Source organism: Pseudoalteromonas sp. T1lg75, from assembly GCF_002964705.1.
In the GTDB taxonomy this organism is placed as follows: Bacteria; Pseudomonadota; Gammaproteobacteria; order Enterobacterales; family Alteromonadaceae; genus Pseudoalteromonas.
Genome location: NZ_PQCD01000055.1, coordinates 106,821 through 124,643, shown reverse-complemented (window position 1 = coordinate 124,643; position 17,823 = coordinate 106,821). Strand labels below are relative to the sequence as shown.

The following is a 17,823-nucleotide window of genomic DNA, read 5'->3' as shown; positions in this document are numbered from 1 at the left end:
CATACAACACCAAAATGGTGTGAGACTGTTAAGTTAGAAGTTAGAAATTAAGACTGAAGTAGACACATTACTTATTAAGCTTTCCGAATTAATACTGATTGCGACAGCGATTAGTAACCAACTTTGCTTGGTGACAATAGCGTTCTGGACCCACCTGACCCCATGCCGAACTCAGTAGTGAAACGGAACAGCGCCGATGATAGTGTGGCATTTGCCATGTGAAAGTAGGTCATCACCAGGCTCCTAATTTAAGAAACCCGTTGCAGCAATGCAGCGGGTTTTTTGCTTTCTGACTTTTGACCAATCTATTCAAAGCAGTTTATACCAAGCTATAACACTCGAATAGCCGAGCCTTATTGTTATATAAGAGGTGGCGCGCTTAAGAGTGGTTTCAACTATACGTCCCTGTAGCTTGGTTACCTCGGTCGTCCATGACCTCACCTCAGTAAGCTGCGAAGCGGTGCTTCGGTCTTCTTCGCCTAATTAAAGAAACCCGTTGCAGCAATGCAGCGGGTTTTTTCGTTTTAAAGACGTGATGTTCTACTTGAACAGGTGACAAAAATGTCGGGAACATTTTTGAACGCCGAAGGCGGCCCGAAGGGCGGAGGGCAGGAGAGCCCGGAGTAAAGTAGGTCATCTTACTGCGTCACGAACCAGACTCCTATTCAGAAAAACCCGCTCAATGCAGTGGGTTTTTTGCGTTTGGGGTTTTGAAAAGTGTTTGTAGCCTAGCGGAAATGAATTCAGTCATTCAGCTATCACCTTCCTTAGCCCTACACCTTAAAGTTAGGTAAAAAGTAGGGGAGTATGGTGTTTAAATGAGCTTCTATTTACTTGTTAATTAATCGGGGATTCAGCAAGTTAACTAATCTTGGGTAACCCTTTGCTTTGTTACTGGCTTTGTTTTAGGATCAGGGCATTCACACTAAGGTTTAAGACGACGTGATCCGTAATTTATTACTGCTACTTATAGTCCTTGGCGCTTGGCCATTGCAGGCAATTGAAGTTAAAGGCTTATATCAATATCGCCAGCCGGTGGAAGACAAAACCAGAGCTAGTCGCGCTACCGCCAGCCAAAATGCGCTGCTCAATGTTATTGTTAAAGTAACCGGCGATGCTGGAGCAGCAGACAACTCCACTGTGCGTACCGCGCTACCCGATATCGCCAACTACATGACCAAATATGAGTATGCGGATGATAAGGGGCAAACTTATTTACGGGTGCAATTCGACGGCAATAAGGTCAATGCGCTGGTGCGTGATGCTGGTTTACCCTTGTGGGGAAACCGTCGCCCTCTTGTTGTGATCTGGTTAGCGATTGAAGATGGTTGGCGTCGTGAGTTTATGACCGCCGACTCTTATCCGCAAATTCAAGCGTTACTTGCCGATCGCGCCTCTCGTCGTGGTCTTCCCGTGGTTACGCCTTTATTGGATTTAGAGGATCACCAACATGTTACCGTTGCGGATGTATGGGGTAACTTCAGTGACTCTCTTGATATCGCCTCAAAACGTTATATGGCCGAGCGAGTCGTCTCTGCGCGCCTTTATAAGGACGATAATTCCGATGCTTGGGAGCTAGAGTGGCGCTTCACTAACGAAGACCAGTTTGAAGCAATCAAGCATAAGGGTGACCAACAGCAAGTCGTGGTAGACATGGTTGACGCCTTGGCCAGTGCTTTGGCGAGCGAATACGCCATTGATGCCAGCTCCAGTTATGAAGCACAACAGCAAACCTTAAAGTTGTATAACACTCTTACCTTTGTCGATATTGAATATGCGTTGCGCCGATTGAAAAGCCTAAGTGTGGTAACCGATGTAGCGGTAATACACATTAGTCAGGAACGCGTGGAAATTCGTATTAGCCATACCGGTGGCGTGGAAGATCTCAAGAAAGCGCTTACCCTTGACTCTTACTTCAGCGACTATCGCGATCCTCAGAAGTTCTATTACTCCAATAGTAACGATGACCTCGAGTACGCGTGGCAATAACCTATGATGCTTAGCTCGCAATTAGCGCTGCCGGTTACCTTGCCCGATGATGAAACCTACGCCAGTTACTTTGGCGGACAGGACTCACTGGAGGTTAATCATCTGCAGGCGGCTTTCAATCACCTGAACGAACAGTTTCAATACACCTATTTGTGCGGTTTAGGTGATTCTGGCAAGTCGCATTTGCTTTATGCAACCTGTGTTCATGCCCAGGAGCTAGGTCTTTCCAGTATGTTGTTATCACTCAGTGAAGTGCAGCATTATGGCCCTCAGGTGCTAGAGGGGGTTGATGCCCTCGATGTGGTCTGTATCGATGATTTACACCTTATAGCCGGTGATGAAGCCTGGGAAAAAGCCCTTTTTAACTTCTTTAACCGCTTTAACGAGCCGGGTAAGCTTTTGCTTATCTCCGCCGACCTGTTGCCTGATATGTTGCATTTGGATCTGCCGGATCTTGAGTCGCGCTTAAAGTGGGGCACGACCTTGCAAATTCGCTCGATGAGCGATGATGATAAGGCGCAGGCACTGACCAACAGAGCCAAGATGCGTGGCCTGGAACTATCCGATGAATGTGCACGCTTCTTATTGACTCGCCTTAGTCGCGATATGCGTGCACTACTGGATGTCCTCGACACGCTAGATCACGCTTCGATGGCGGCACAGCGAAAGCTCACCATTCCTTTTATAAAAGCCACACTAAAGCTGTAGAAACAGACGCGCGGGGCTAGAATCAATGCGGCCCTTTAGTTATCATAAGTGGCTAAATAAATACTTTAAATTATCACCCTAGTCAGGTATCCGATGAACTTAGAAGCGATTTTGGCTGACGCCTTAAAGGCGGTTGAAACAGCCAGCGAAATCGCGCACCTAGAAGATGTGCGCGTAAACTACCTTGGAAAGAAAGGTGAAATAACCGGGCTACTTAAAACACTTGGGCAAATGGCGCCAGAAGAGCGTAAGAGCGCAGGCCAAGTAATTAACCAAGCTAAACAACAAGTTACCGAAGCAATTAACGTAAAACGTGAAGCCTTAAGTGCGGCTGCGTTAGAAGCGAAACTTGCCGCTGAAACAATTGATGTGACCTTGCCAGGTCGTAACATGGCCTCAGGCGGTGTTCACCCGGTGACGCGCACCATCGAACGTATAGAGTCCTTCTTTGGTGAACTAGGCTTTGCCGTTAAGTCGGGCCCAGAGGTAGAAGACGACTTCCACAACTTTGATGCTTTGAATATTCCGGCTCATCACCCGGCGCGTGCGGATCACGATACCTTCTACTTCAATCCTAAGTTGGTATTGCGCACCCAGACCAGTGGCGTACAAATTCGTACCATGGAAACCGAGCAACCGCCGCTGCGCATTATCTCGCCTGGTCGCGTATATCGTAACGACTACGACCAGACCCATACGCCGATGTTCCACCAGGTTGAAGGCCTGATGGTAGATACAGATGTTAGCTTTACCGAGCTTAAAGGCATTCTGCACGACTTCCTTCGTAACTTCTTTGAAGAAGACATGGAAATCCGCTTCCGTCCCTCATACTTCCCATTCACCGAGCCTTCTGCGGAAGTAGATGTGAAGGGTAAAGACGGTAAATGGCTAGAGGTACTAGGCTGTGGCATGGTACACCCGAACGTTTTACGTGCGGTAAACATCGACCCAGAAAAGTACACCGGCTTTGCCTTTGGTATGGGTGTAGAGCGCCTAACCATGCTGCGCTATGGCGTAACCGACTTACGCGCTTTCTTCGAAAATGATATGAAATTCCTAAACCAGTTCCGTTAAGAGGTCGTGATAAATGAAATTCAGTGAAAAGTGGTTACGCGAATGGGTTAACCCGGCCATCGACGCGAACGAACTGGCAGAGCAACTGTCCATGGCTGGCCTTGAGGTAGACGGCGTTGACGCCGCTGCGGGTCAATTTGAAGGCGTGGTTGTGGGTGAAGTGGTTGAGTGTGGCCAACACCCGGATGCAGATAAACTGCGTGTTACCAAGGTTAACGTAGGTGAAGACGAACTACTCGATATCGTGTGTGGTGCGCCAAACTGTCGCCAAGGCCTAAAAGTGGCCGTAGCAAAAGTGGGTGCGGTACTTCCTGGTGATTTTAAAATCAAGAAAGCCAAGCTACGCGGCCAGCCCTCACACGGCATGTTATGTGCGTTTGTGGAACTGGGTATCAGCGAAGAAGGCGACGGCATCATGGAGTTGCCGCTTGATGCGCCTATCGGTCAAGATTTGCGCGAATACCTGGCTCTTGACGACAAGATTATCGATGTTGATTTAACGCCTAACCGCAGCGACTGTTTAGGTATTAAAGGCCTAGCTCGTGAAGTGGGTGTACTAAACAACCTGGACGTGAATGAGCTTGAAATTCCTGCGGTTGAACCAACAATCGACGACAAAATTAGCATCGAGCTGGTCAATGAAGAAGCCTGTCCGCGTTACCTTGGCCGTGTGCTTAAGGGCATTAACCTGGATGCGCAAACACCACTGTGGATGGTTGAAAAGTTACGTCGCAGCGGCATTCGTTCAATCGATCCGGTTGTAGATGTAACCAACTATGTGTTGATTGAGCTAGGTCACCCTATGCACGCCTTTGATCTTAATGCCATTGAAGGTGGTATCAAGGTACGCAGCGCGAACGCCGGTGAAGAGCTGGTATTGCTTGACGGCAATACAGCCAAGCTGAACGAGTCGACCTTAGTGATCGCCGATCATAACAAAGCCCTGGCCATGGCCGGCATCTTTGGTGGTGAGCACTCGGGTGTAACCGAAAAGACCTCAGACATCCTGCTTGAAAGTGCCTTCTTCAACCCGGTTGCGATTGCCGGTCAAGCTCGTAGCTATGGTTTGCATACCGATGCGTCTCACCGCTATGAGCGTGGTGTGGATTTCGCCCTGCAGCGTGACGCTATGGAGCGTGCGACTGCATTGCTGCTTGAAATCGTTGGCGGTCAGGCCGGCCCTATCGTAGAAGCGGTTGCTCCTGAGCAATTGCCTAAGGTAACGGCTGTAACACTTCGTCGTGAGCGTCTAGACCGTGTCATCGGTTACCATATCGATGATGAAACCGTCACCAATATTCTGCGCCGTCTGGGCCTGGATGTGCAGTTTGAAAACGACACCTGGCAAGCCGATGTGCCTAGCTACCGTTTCGATATTCGTATCGAAGAAGATCTAATCGAAGAAGTGGCTCGCGTATTTGGTTACAACAATATTCCTAACGAGGCACCGTTAGCCAAGTTGAATATGACCCGCCACAATGAAGCCGATGTTGCCATTAAACGTATGCGCGACACCTTGGTAACCCGTGGCTATCAAGAAGCCATTACCTACAGCTTCGTTGATCCTAAGGTGCAAAATGCCATTCACGGCGAAGACAATAGCCTGGTTTTACCACACCCGATTTCAATCGAAATGTCGGTGATGCGAAAGTCTTTAATGCCGGGTTTGCTTAATACTTTGGTGTATAACCAGAACCGTCAACAGCCACGTATTCGTTTCTTTGAGCAAGGACTGAAGTTCATTGCCGATGAGCAGGCAGAAAATGGCGTACTGCAGCAGGGTGTGATCGGTGGCGTGGTAGCTGGCAGCTGTTACGGTGAGCATTGGCACCTAGATAGCCATGCAGCGGATTTCTACGATGTCAAAGGCGACGTAGAAGCCTTATTGGCGCTGTGCAATACCAGTGCTCGCTTTAGCTTCAAAGCCCAGGCCTGTGATGGTTTGCACCCGGGTCAAAGCGCGGCTATTTTTGCCGACGGCGTAGAGGTTGGTTTTATCGGCGCTTTACACCCGCAGTTGCATAAGCAACTGGGCATTAATGGCACCGCGTTTGTATTCGAAATTGAAATAGCCGCGCTAAATAACCGCGTGCTGCCACAGGCAAAGGCTATTTCTAAGTTCCCATCGAACCGTCGCGATATCGCTATTTTAGTCAAAGACGAGGTGAAAGCCGGTGATGTTTTGGCCGCGATAGAAAAAGTTGGCGGAAATCAATTGGTTGACCTAAACTTATTCGATGTGTATAAGGGCAAAGGTATAGAGCCAGATTATAAGAGTTTGGCGATTGCTCTGACACTACAAGCGGTTGATAGAACGCTCGAAGAGAAAGATATCAACCTAGTTGTCGACAACGTCGTAGCCACTTTGGCTAAAGAGTTTAATGCATCGTTGAGGGACTAGATATGGCGCTTACCAAAGCCGACATAGCTGAACACCTATTTGAGAAGTTGGGGATCAATAAGAAGGATGCCAAAGAACTAGTTGAAGCGTTTTTTGAAGAAATCCGCTCAGCTTTAGAGAATGGGGAGCAGATCAAGCTTTCTGGCTTTGGCAATTTTGATCTTCGCGATAAGAAAGAGCGACCGGGTCGTAACCCAAAAACCGGAGAGGATATTCCTATTTCGGCGCGCCGTGTGGTTACCTTCAGGCCTGGGCAAAAACTGAAAACCCGTGTTGAAGTCGGTACCAGTAAGCTTGAATCTTAATAACAAAAAGCAGCCTTAGGGCTGCTTTTTTAATGCCTAAAATGTCTCCCAACTCCCTGCTTGTGCACCTATTCGAAGTGCTATGGTCCGGCGTTGTGTTTTCTAAAGCCGCAATTTATTACCCCTGCACCAAAATTTGCCAGCATCTATTTGCACTGCTGTGAGTTAAAGCCAACAAGAGGTGGTTATTGTTGGCACTTTGCATTAGAATATGGGCGCCCGGCAACAGGCATATTGTCCTTGATCACGCTCTCACTTTGTGGTCTGAACAATGAAGTGCTGGGGTTGATATCCGTTCAAAACAAATTTCAAAGGCAGAAACAATGACCTTATCTCACGAGCAAGAATACTTAAACAGCTGGCAGGAACGCCAAGACTTCGCTGAAAGTATGCAACCTATTATTGGTAAACTGTACCGCAACCGTGGTATCGAAATTGCTGTATATGGCCGTCCACTAGTTAGTGCCAGCACCATCGATATCATCAAAGCGCACAAAACCGTCGCTCAATTTGAAGATTCAAAACTGCGTTTACGTGAAAGCTTCCCATTCCTAGAAGCTATTAGCAAAATGGAGTTAAACTCTGCTCGTATCGATATCGGTAAGTTAGCTTATAACTACCTATACAAAGATGCAGCCAATGGTCGCTCTGTTGAAGAATACCTAAACGATGAACTGGCTGAAATCGTTAACGCCGGTTCAGCAAAAGAGCCACGTGACGTAGTACTTTACGGTTTCGGTCGTATCGGTCGTCTACTAGCTCGTCTACTTATCGAAAAATCAGGTCCTTACGCTGATCTTCGCCTTCGTGCCATCGTTGTTCGTGGCGGTAAAGACGGTGACCTTGAAAAGCGTGCCAGCCTGTTGCGTCGTGATTCAATCCACGGTCCTTTCAACGGTTCAATCACTGTTGATACCGAGCGTAATGCCATTAAAGCAAACGGCAGCTACATCCAGGTTATCTACGCTAACTCACCAAGCGAAGTTGATTACACAGCTTACGGCATCAAAGATGCACTAGTTGTTGATAACACAGGTATCTGGAAAGACGAAGCTGGCTTGGGCCAACACCTTGAAGCAAAAGGCGCGGCAAAAGTACTACTTACTGCTCCCGCTAAAGGTGATATCAAAAACATCGTATACGGTGTTAACAACCAGGATATCAAAGCTGAAGACAAGATCGTGTGTGCGGCAAGCTGTACAACTAACGCCATCACACCAACCTTGAAGGCTCTTAACGACAAGTTCGGTATTAAAAATGGTCACGTTGAAACGGTACACTCGTACACCAACGACCAAAACCTAATCGACAACTACCACAAAGCAGAGCGTCGTGGTCGTGCTGCAGCACTGAACATGGTTATTACCTCTACCGGTGCGGCTAAAGCGGTATCTAAAGCGCTTCCAGAGCTAGAAGGCAAACTAACTGGTAACGCTATCCGCGTACCTACGCCTAACGTTTCAATGGCTATCTTGAACCTGAACCTTGAAACTGCAACAAACGTTGAAGAGCTAAATGCCTTCCTACGTGACACTGCACTATACTCTGACCTGCGCGACCAAATCGACTACACAGCGTCGACAGAAATCGTGTCGACTGACCTTGTAGGCAGCCGTTACGCAGGTGTTGTTGACTCACAAGCAACCATCGTTGACGGTGACCGCGTAGTACTTTACGTTTGGTACGATAACGAGTTCGGTTACAGCTGTCAGGTTGTACGTTGTATGCAAGACATGGCTGAGGTTACTCACCCAAGCTTGCCACGCTAATAAGCGTAAAGAACAAGACTAGCCGACACCGAGTGTCGGCTTTTTTATTGCTAATACTGACTTTCCCAGCATTAGAGTGAGGGAAAGGCCAGGCTATCGCACTAATGCCAATTCTGTTAATTATGTGATCAGAGATAGCGCTGGATAAATGATGTGATAACAAGGCGGAGTTTTTCTTATATAGTATTCTACATAGAAAAATTCCAACGCAGTTAGCACGATATTTAGCCCGCTAGAATGATTGGCTATTTAAGTGAATTGGTATCAATATAAGGATCAGCAATGAAGATCACCAGTAATTTCGACAGTGGTAATATCAAGGTTATCGCTTGTGAAAACCCGATGAATATCCAGCTAGAGATCAATAAGGACAACCAGTCTGATTTTTATCAGTGGTTCCACTTTCGCCTAGAGACCACGGCGTTTGTTGAGCATCGTATTCAGATCAATGAGTTGGCGCAGTCAGCTTATCCAGAAGGCTGGGACGATTACCAGGCTGTGGCCTCATACGACCGTCAAACCTGGTTCCGCGTGCCGACCCGTTATGAAGACGGAAGCCTAGTTATCGACGTTGAGCCTGAATGTTCACAGATGTTCTTCGCCTACTTTGCGCCGTACAGCTACGACCGTCATCTGGATCTAGTGTATTGGGCACAAAGCCACGCTATTTGTGAAGCGCAAAACCTGGGTCTAACCCTGGATGGTCGTGATATGACGGTGCTGCGCATCGGTGAGCCGAGTGCAGAAAAGAAAAACATCTGGATCACCGCACGTCAACACCCGGGCGAAACCATGGCCGAATGGTTCGTTGAAGGCTTGCTACACAAACTACTGGACGACGAAGACCCGCATGCGGCGGCCTTATTATGCAAGGCTGTGTTCTATATAGTGCCGAACATGAACCCGGACGGCAGCGTGCGTGGCCACCTGCGCACCAATGCGGCCGGCGTGAACCTAAACCGTGAATGGGCTACTCCTAGCATGGAAAAGAGCCCGGAAGTATTCTTGGTGATGAATAAAATGCGTGAGGTAGGCCTGGATATGTATCTGGATATCCACGGTGATGAAGCCCTGCCTTACAACTTTGTTGCCGGCAGTGAAGGGATCCCAAGCTATGATGCGCGCTTAGAAGAGTTAGAAAACACCTTTAAGCAAGCCTTATTGACCATCACGCCTGAGTTCCAGGACGAGTTCGGTTACGATAAAGACGCGCCGGGCGAGGCCAACTTGACCGTGGCATCTTGCGCCGTGGGTGAAGAGTTTAAGGCCTTGGCCTACACGGTAGAAATGCCGTTTAAAGATAACGCCAACTTGCCAGACCTAGATTATGGTTGGTCTGATCGCCGCTCTTATCAGTTTGGCCAGGATACCCTAAGCGCCATCGTTGCTGTGGTCGATAAGTTGAGATAATGCGCTAAAGCATGGGCAGTAGTCATCGCGAGTGCCCATTTAACAGCTTAGCAGCGAATAAAGGCATGCGTCGTATAACGGCCCATGCCTTTTTTATTACTTTTAACATAGTCAGGATGAATACTGGTTAGGTTGGTTTAACATATTAAAATTTAAAGACTTTTATTTTTCTAATACGTACCAGTAGACACCCAGATGCAGTTGGATTGAAAATTAACTGTTAACAAACTTGGGTGGTATAAGTTAATATTCCAAAGGTTGAAGAGTGGGGTAAGTGTGCTAACCGATCCTCACTGCCTTATGTCCCGCATTCTCAGTATCGTAACTAAGAATAAAAAATATAATTATAGAGGATATCCATGGAAGCTTTTGTAAGCGCCGTTAATGACGTTGTGTGGAGTAGTGCACTCATTTATCTCTGTCTAGGCGCAGGTCTATTTTATTCCTTACTAACCCGTTTTGCGCAAGTAAGACATTTCAAAGAAATGTGGAAGTTGCTGCTGAGCTCGAATGAATCAAGTAAAGGTATCTCGTCTTTTCAAGCCTTGGCCGTGTCGTTATCCGGACGCGTAGGCGTAGGTAACATTGCCGGTGTCGCCGCTGCGATTGGTTTTGGTGGTCCTGGCGCTATTTTTTGGATGTGGGTCGTGGCATTTTTGGGTGCTAGCACCGCGTATGCCGAATCAACCCTAGGCCAAATTTATAAAACCGAAGAAGATGGCCAATATCGAGGTGGCCCAGCTTTTTATTTTGACCGTTGTTTGCAGCAAAAATGGCTGGCTATCTTATTTGCAGTCTCTGCCATCGTTGCCTGTGGCGTGTTTTTACCGGGTGTGCAGGCGAATGCGGTTGGTAATGCCTTTACCGAGGTATTTGGCCACGGTGAAATGGTGACTACGAGCTTTGGTGAGGTAGGAACCTTTAAACTCGTTGCTTTGGCTATTATTCTGATTGTTCTCGCCTTTATTATCTTTGGTGGGATTAAACGTATCGCCCACTTCACTCAAATTGTCGTGCCGTTTATGGCCTTGGGTTACATTGTCCTGGCCTTGATCGTGGTCTTCCTAAACCTGGATAAAGTGCCGGGTATCTTCTCATTAATCGTTTCCGATGCTTTTACCGCACAAGCCGGTTTTGGTGCGGCGATTGGCTGGGGTGTAAAACGCGGAATTTATTCGAATGAAGCAGGCCAGGGTACCGGTCCTCATGCGGCCGCGGCCGCAGAAGTTGACCATCCTGCGCAGCAGGGTCTGGTGCAAGCCTTCTCTGTGTATGTGGATACTATCTTCGTGTGTACGGCGACGGCTTTAATGATCCTGATTACCCAGCAGTACAATGTGGTTGGTGAACTACCTGCGGGCCAATTTATTGTGCAAAATGTGGATGCGGCAACCGAAATCGGCTCTGCGGCATTTACCCAAATGGCCTTGTTCAAAGTGTTTGGTGACTTTGGCCATGCCTTTGTCGGTATTGCTTTATTCTTCTTCGCATTTACCACTATACTGGCGTACTACTACATTGCCGAAACCAACGTGGCCTACTTAAACCGTTACTTCAAAGGCAACATCCCAATCGTGATTGTGAAGTTGGTGATCATGTTTATGGTTTCATATGGCATGGTTAACAGCTCTGGTTATATCTGGAATATCGGTGACATTGGTGTGGGCCTGATGGCGTGGATCAACATTGTTGGTATCTTGGCTATTCTGTTTGTCGCCAAGCCGGCGTTGACCTGCTTGCGTGATTACGAAGAGCAGAAGAAAGCGGGCGGTAAAGTGACATTTGACCCGGTAAAATTAGGCATTAAAAACGCCACCTTCTGGGAAGAACGTCTTGCTAAGCAATCAAAAGATGCTGAGTAAATAGGTTCATTTTGTTGATGCAGAGGTGTAGCTCACCCCCATTTTTGAATCTCGGCATTTGCCTTAAATTCAAAAAAGACATCGACAAATAAAACCAGTACAATGAGGCGCCAAGTGGCGCCTTTTTTATTGGCGCGCAATTGCACCTAGGAGTAAGCATGGCCATAATCTCATGTCCGCAATGTCAAAAATCGATATCCGACAAACATAAAGCCTGTCCCCATTGCAATGCCGCTTTTGGCGAAATGGATGCCGAAACCAAAACCCGATTGGCGGCGCGTACTAAAACGCAAAAACAGCAGTCGCTGATGAACCAGTCTTTTATCGCCTTAATCCTTTTCCTCGGTGGCTTTTTAGTCCTTTACTGGCAACATCCGGTGCCCGGCTCATGGCAGCAAACAGCTTGTTATGGAGCCATTGCCATTGGTGTCGTCTGGTACCTAGTTAACCGCGTTCGTTTAGTGTTTTTGAAAAGAAAAAAATTATGAATATTGACCAGTTAGTCCTGTCTATTACCCCTGAAGTATACGAACGTCTGCAATACGGCGCCGCAACCGGCAAGTGGCCAGATGGCAGCCCGTTAAGCGAACAACAAAAAGAGCAAACAGTGCAACTGGTGATGCTCTATCAAGCCAAGGTGCTCAAAAGCGACGAGCAGTTCACCGTTGGCGCCGACGGCCAGCTGGTGCAAAAGTCTAAGAAAGAATTAAAGCAGCAATTTAAGGCCGAAAACGAAATAGCTAGGTTCAGTGAAAATGATCTTTAAACAGTTGTTCCAACCCAAGTGGAAGCATCCAAAAGAAACCACTCGCCTGGGGGCCTTAGCCCAGTTGGATAAACAACAGGATGCACACATCCTCACCACGCTGGCGTGTGAAGACCCCAGCGTCAATGTGCGTACCGCAGCGCTGAAAAAGCTTAACGATGTCGCTTTGTGGTGGCAGGCCTGCCAACAGGATGGTGAGCCAAGCATTAAACGCCTTGCCAATCAAAAAGTGGCCGAGGCCATTTTAGCCAGCCCTAATGCACTGAGCGACGCCGATAAAGAGCGCTATATTGAGCGTTTTGCCGCCGATAAAACCCTGGAACAACTGGCGCTGCAAGAAAAAACCGCGGCCATTAAAATTAAGTTGTTAACCCGCTTAAATAAAGCACCCTTGGTTGAGCAGGTATTCCGCGGCGCGGATGAAGCATTGCAACTGCAATTGTGTGAGCTGGTCTTGAAGTTACAGCTGACGGAAAAGCTGCTTAAGGTTGCCAAGGGTGAGGCTAAGCAAAAACTGCAGGAAGTCATTGATGAGCAGCAGCGCCAGGCGCAGATGCCGGTTGAGGTGGCCGAGCAGGCCAAGTTGATTCTTGCCAAGCTGAATGCCTTGCGTGACAAAACTGACTATCAGCTAGTTAGCGGGCAGTTTTCACAACTTCAAAAGCAGTATCAGCAGTTGGAGCTTGAATGGCTGGATGAAGAGCTACGTGGGCAAACACAACAAAAGTTTACGCAACTGGCGGCCAAACTAACGACCCATAGCGATAAGCTAAAAGTTGCCTTTGAACAACAGCAAGAACAGCAGTTAGCCAAACAGCGCAGCGTACTCGCCCTGGCCAATCTCAGTGCCTTGGCCGAAGAGATCAGCAATGCCATGGCACTGCGTTTCGATGGAAACGAGCAAATTCAAACCGACTGGCTTCATGCCAAGGTGGCGCAGGCCAAAGACATGCTGCAAAGTGAAGACTTGCAGGCCGGCACCGAGCTGCAAAGCCAGCAGCAGGAATTAGCACGCTTATTTAAGCAGGTAGAGCAGCTCGCAGCCTACGAACAAGACGTGGATGCCCTGCGTGAGCAGCTTGCCAGCTACAGTAGCTTACGTGCCCCTGGCGAGGTCAGTGAGTTGGACTCGGCCATTAGCGCCGAAGCCGAGTTACGAGCACAATTACAACAGGCCATTAAGGCACTTCCTAAAGAACTGGCAGCGCTTTGGCAGCAACAGTTTTCGCAAGCCCGCAAGCATTGGCAGAGCCAGAGTGACGCCCTAATGCAGGAGCAAAAGCAACTGCAGAATGCGGCGCGTAAAAAGGCGCGAGATATTCGCCGCTTGATCAACCAGGGCCGCTATCGCGTTGCCTTTGGTGTGTTCAATGGTCTACAGGAAATCTTTGAGCAACTGGCCGAACATTTTCAAAACGACATCAGTCGCGAATACGAAGGCCTGGCGCAAACCCTGAGTGAAGCCAAAGATTGGCACCAGTATGCCGGCGAAGCACAACAAGAGCAGTTACTCGAGGCCGCGAAAGTGCTGGCAAACGGCGACTGCGATGATGCCAACGAGCGCCTGGCGCAAGTGAAGCGTTTACGTAAAAGCTGGCAGCTGTTGGGGCCAGAGGTGGCGCAACAGGCGAAAGACGAATTCGAACAGGCGATTGAGGCTGCGTTTGCCCCTTGTCGCGATTATTTTGCCGAGCAACAAAAGCTTAAAGAGCAGGCAATTGCCGAGCGCGAACAGCTAATTGCGCAAATGGCCAGCCTGGGAGAGCGCAGCGGTGAGCTTGAAATTCGTGAGCTTGAGCACCAGTTCAATGCCCTATTAAAACAATGGCGCGCGGCTAAGCAGTTAGAAAGTAAGCTTTATCACAAACTCAATAAAGCCTTTAGCAATGCTCAAGGGGATATGGGCGAGCGCGTTGCTAACTTCTATCAAGACAATGCGAATGCCAAAGCGGCGCTTTTACAGCAAGCGGAAGAGCTGCAAAGCCAAGACGATGTGTTTGCGGCAACGCAAACGCTAAAAGAGCTGCAACAGCAGTGGCAGCAAATCGGCTTTGCCGGCAATAGCAAAGAGCGTAAGTTATGGCAGGCGTTTCGCCGCGTAAACGATAGTATCTTTAGTCAGCGCGATGCAGCTAAGGCACAGCAACAGCTGGCCCATGCCGAGCAAAAAGCCCAGCAGCTGAGTGCCCTTGAGGCGTTGGAGCAACAACTGGCGCAAGCGCAAAGCAATGCGGATTTGCAACAGCTGCGCAATGATGTGCAGCAGCTGCAATTAGTGCGTGAGCTACAGGGGCGACAGCAAAACTTAGTGGTCCGCATTGAGGCGGCGTTGAATGCTAAAGAGCAGGCACAGCAAACCCGTCATCTGCAGGGATTGCGTGCAAGTTTGGCTCAGGGACAGGCTCTGCCAATAGACTGGCTGAATGATTCGCGCATTGAGCTAAGCAGTGAGCAGCTCGTTCTGCGCCTGGAAATTGCCAATAATCTGGCCAGCCCTGAGTCACTTTCGGCACAGCGCATGCAGGAGCAAGTCAATATGCTCGATGCCAAACACCATGGCGTTGAGTACAGCACTGATGAGCTGTTACTTGCCTGGGTAGCCAAGGCGGGTGTTGACGAGCAAGGTATTTGTCAGGGTGACGCTCAAGAGCGTGAGCGCATCCTAGTAGTATTAGATAAGATGGTATCAGTATGAAGCAATGGATAATGGGTATGGTGCTGGCTTGTGTCGCCTTGTTAGGTGGCTGCGCCAGTCATGCACCTTTGAGTGTTTTTTCACTAACGAGCGGCGAGTTGGAGCAAAGCCTGCTGCAACAAAGTGATCGTTATGGCGCCAATGCCACCGTAATGGGCGTGCCTATGGAGCTGACGGTGAATGATATTGGTGTGCAAATTGGCCCCGAGCAGAGCCCTAATGGTATTGAGCTCGCGCTGGATAATACGGTGATGATGCAGGCCTTGGCACTTAAGGTGCCGGTGCGCGTGCGCTTAAATATCGCCGCTGTGCCTTATTTTAATGGCGATGAAGACGCCATCTATTTGCAGGATTTTAAAATCCTCAATGCCGATATCGATGCCATGGGCTACCGCGGTAAGTTGGCGCCTCTGTCCGAAGAGGTGCAGCAATTATTGACTCAGGCGTTGAGCCAATATCCGGTGTACAGCCTGAATAAGCAAGACCCTAAACAGGCCTTGCTGGCACGCTTTAAACTCGCTTTAGAGGTTAATCCAGGGGTGATCACCCTGACTTCGGGCCTTTAATTGCATTAAACCTTGCGAAATTGTGTGGGCAAGCCCTAAAATGACGACATATCGTCACTTGCTCGCACATTTCCATGGACTCTTCATTAAAACATTTTCTTCACGATCCCCGTCTATTGCTTGATGCCGCCGGCGAGGGCATTTACGGTTTCGATCTCAGTGGTAATGCGGTATTTATTAACCCCGCCGCAGAGCGCATGACCGGCTGGCAGGCAGACGAGCTACTGGGCAAAAAGATCCATCAGTTTCATCACCACAGTCACGCAGACGGCAGCGGGTATCCGGCCGATGAGTGTCCCATTTATCGCACCATGTTCGACGGTCAAACCCGTCAGGTAAGCAATGAGGTGTTTTGGCGCAAGGACGGCAGCCAGTTCCCCGTTGAATACACCTCCACGCCTATTTATAAGGACTCCCAGCTGATTGGCGCAGTGGCGATATTTCGTGACGTATCGACCCAACGCAGTACCGAGCACGCTTTGCGTGAGGCGCTGCAAAGGGTGAGTCAGCTTAGCGAGCAATTGCAGGCGGAAAATCGTTATCTGTTGGAAGAGCTCAACGCGGATTGGCAGCACGGTGACTTGGTTGGTCAGTCGGCGCCATTTCGCACCATGATGCAGCAGATTGAGCTGGTGGCACAAACCGACGCCAGCGTTTTGATCCTCGGTGAAAACGGCACCGGCAAAGAGCTGGTGGCGCGCCACCTTCATGCTCAAAGTGAGCGCCGTGATGCTCCTTTAGTTAAGGTCAACTGCGCCGTATTTGCCGAAAGCCTGCTGGAGTCCGAGCTCTTCGGCCATGAAAAGGGCGCCTTTACCGGTGCCGCCCAAAGGCGCAAAGGGCGCTTTGAGCTGGCCGACGGCGGCACCTTGTTTCTCGATGAAATTGCCGAGCTGCCCATGGCGGCTCAGGGCAAGCTGTTGCGGGTGTTGCAGGAGCAGGAGTTCGAACGCTTAGGAGGGCAGGAGACCATCAAGGTGGATATTCGCCTGATTGCCGCCACCAACCGGGATCTGTGGCAAATGGTGCAGCAGGGCACGTTTCGTATGGATCTCTATTATCGCTTAAACGTATTTCCACTTACCGTGCCGCCGCTGCGCGAGCGCATCGAGGATATGGAGCTGCTGGTGGCTCAGCTACTGACTAAGCTATCGCAGAAGTTAACCCGTAGTTTCACCGGGATCAGCAAGATAAGTTTGGCCATGCTTAAGCGCTATTCCTGGCCGGGCAATATCCGTGAGCTGCAAAATACCCTGGAGCGCGCGGCCATTTTAAGCCCGGGGCCGATTTTGCAAATACCCAGCCTGATGCTGGACGGTGCAGCAGGGGAGCCTGCTCACGATGCCATGCCAACCTTGGCCGAACACGAAAAGCAATATATCGAAGAGGTGTTAAGCCAATGTCAGGGCCGTATTAATGGCCGTGGCGGCGCCGCCGAAGTTTTGGCCTTGGCACCAAGCACCCTGCGTTCAAGAATGAAGAAGCTTGGGATCTGCCGCGGATAGTGTGAGTGGGGCGAATTCTGAATGAATGCATAAAGGGGCTTAGTGAGCACTCGTTTTGTCGCATTTTAAGCGATGCGCTCAAAGCGGAAATAGGCAAATTTCTGCACCCTTTGGGCCGGGGTGATGTGCTCCTCGCTTCGTTCCTCGAGCAGCTTGAAGCACTCTCCGAGCTCGGCCTTCAGCTTTGGAGCGTCATATTGCACTATCGGCAAGCCACTGCACTTTTCAGGGCCACCGACTGCAAAAGCAGCAATAATTAGGTGCCCGCCTGGGCAGAGCGCGTTTTTCAAGGCATCAACATAACGCTGACGGTCTGCTGCGTCCGTCAAAAAGTGGAACACCGCTCGGTCGTGCCACAGGGTAACCGGGGTATCTGGTGAGAAAGCGGTAATGTCAGACTCGACCCAATTCACTGCACCGGCTTTTTCTCCCAGCCGTTTGGCCGATTTAGCCAATGCCGCGCCGGCAATATCCAGGACGCTAAGATTTGTGTAGCCCTGCTCAATCAGTTGATCGACCAGCACTGAGGCGCCACCGCCTACGTCAATAATTGGCGCAGAGGGCTCGAGATGACACTTGGCTATCAGTTCCAGCGAGATGGTGGGCTTTGCCTGAAACCAACTGACTTCTGTTGCTGCTTTTTGCTTATAGACGTTTTGCCAATGGGCCTTTCTGTCCAGATCTTGCACTAACTGCTCCAAAATTATAAGTAACGCCCGCATTAGCGGGACAAAATGCTTGGCTAAACTTAGCGAGGCACGAGCACAAGCCAA

At 49.3% G+C, this 17,823-nt stretch carries 14 protein-coding genes and 1 rRNA gene; 14 read left to right on the top strand and 1 reads right to left on the bottom strand.

The window, feature by feature from the left end; all coding sequences use genetic code 11:
* Positions 1–126 precede the first annotated feature (126 nt).
* The 14 genes from rrf (at position 127) to C2M36_RS15055 (ending at position 17,050) form a co-directional block, all read left to right on the top strand.
* Positions 127–241: ribosomal RNA gene (rrf, locus tag C2M36_RS15120) — 5S ribosomal RNA — on the top strand.
* A gap of 701 nt (positions 242–942) precedes the next feature.
* Positions 943–1,989 (top strand): DUF2066 domain-containing protein, encoded by a 1,047-nt coding sequence (locus C2M36_RS15115; protein WP_105255621.1) that lies wholly within the window; start codon positions 943–945, stop codon positions 1,987–1,989.
* A 6-nt stretch (positions 1,990–1,995) separates the two neighbouring features.
* Entirely contained in the window at positions 1,996–2,697 is a 702-nt protein-coding gene (gene hda, locus C2M36_RS15110; protein ID WP_105255625.1) for a DnaA regulatory inactivator Hda, read from the top strand.
* Positions 2,698–2,790: 93 nt separating this feature from the next.
* Positions 2,791–3,771 (top strand): phenylalanine--tRNA ligase subunit alpha, encoded by a 981-nt coding sequence (gene pheS / locus C2M36_RS15105; RefSeq protein ID WP_105255620.1) that lies wholly within the window; start codon positions 2,791–2,793, stop codon positions 3,769–3,771.
* A 13-nt stretch (positions 3,772–3,784) separates the two neighbouring features.
* A complete protein-coding gene (pheT, locus tag C2M36_RS15100; protein WP_105255619.1) occupies positions 3,785–6,172 on the top strand; it encodes a phenylalanine--tRNA ligase subunit beta in 2,388 nt (795 codons plus the stop codon).
* Between the two features lie 2 nt (positions 6,173–6,174).
* Entirely contained in the window at positions 6,175–6,477 is a 303-nt protein-coding gene (gene ihfA, locus C2M36_RS15095; RefSeq protein ID WP_105189518.1) for an integration host factor subunit alpha, read from the top strand.
* A 323-nt stretch (positions 6,478–6,800) separates the two neighbouring features.
* Positions 6,801–8,246 (top strand): glyceraldehyde-3-phosphate dehydrogenase, encoded by a 1,446-nt coding sequence (locus C2M36_RS15090; protein WP_105255618.1) that lies wholly within the window; start codon positions 6,801–6,803, stop codon positions 8,244–8,246.
* Positions 8,247–8,528: 282 nt separating this feature from the next.
* The gene (locus C2M36_RS15085; RefSeq protein ID WP_105255617.1) at positions 8,529–9,656 is read left to right on the top strand and encodes a M14 family metallopeptidase; all 1,128 of its coding nucleotides are present in this window, start codon (positions 8,529–8,531) and stop codon (positions 9,654–9,656) included.
* A gap of 359 nt (positions 9,657–10,015) precedes the next feature.
* Entirely contained in the window at positions 10,016–11,518 is a 1,503-nt protein-coding gene (locus C2M36_RS15080) for an alanine/glycine:cation symporter family protein (protein ID WP_105255616.1), read from the top strand.
* 158 nt (positions 11,519–11,676) lie between these two features.
* Positions 11,677–12,006 (top strand): hypothetical protein, encoded by a 330-nt coding sequence (locus C2M36_RS15075; protein WP_105255615.1) that lies wholly within the window; start codon positions 11,677–11,679, stop codon positions 12,004–12,006.
* A complete protein-coding gene (locus tag C2M36_RS15070) occupies positions 12,003–12,284 on the top strand; it encodes a YeaC family protein (protein ID WP_105255614.1) in 282 nt (93 codons plus the stop codon). Before C2M36_RS15075 ends, C2M36_RS15070 begins: the two co-directional genes overlap by 4 nt.
* Positions 12,274–14,979, top strand: a complete 2,706-nt coding sequence (locus C2M36_RS15065; protein ID WP_105255613.1) for a DUF349 domain-containing protein — start codon at positions 12,274–12,276, stop codon at positions 14,977–14,979. Before C2M36_RS15070 ends, C2M36_RS15065 begins: the two co-directional genes overlap by 11 nt.
* A complete protein-coding gene (locus C2M36_RS15060) occupies positions 14,976–15,545 on the top strand; it encodes a DUF1439 domain-containing protein (RefSeq protein ID WP_105189525.1) in 570 nt (189 codons plus the stop codon). Before C2M36_RS15065 ends, C2M36_RS15060 begins: the two co-directional genes overlap by 4 nt.
* Positions 15,546–15,619: 74 nt before the next feature.
* Positions 15,620–17,050, top strand: a complete 1,431-nt coding sequence (locus C2M36_RS15055; RefSeq protein WP_105255612.1) for a sigma-54 interaction domain-containing protein — start codon at positions 15,620–15,622, stop codon at positions 17,048–17,050.
* 65 nt (positions 17,051–17,115) lie between these two features.
* On the opposite strand, the gene C2M36_RS15050 is transcribed toward C2M36_RS15055, so the two are convergent.
* Complete coding sequence (locus C2M36_RS15050) at positions 17,116–17,739, bottom strand: class I SAM-dependent methyltransferase (protein ID WP_234399186.1); 624 nt, start codon at positions 17,737–17,739, stop codon at positions 17,116–17,118.
* Between the last annotated feature and the right edge of the window lie 84 nt (positions 17,740–17,823).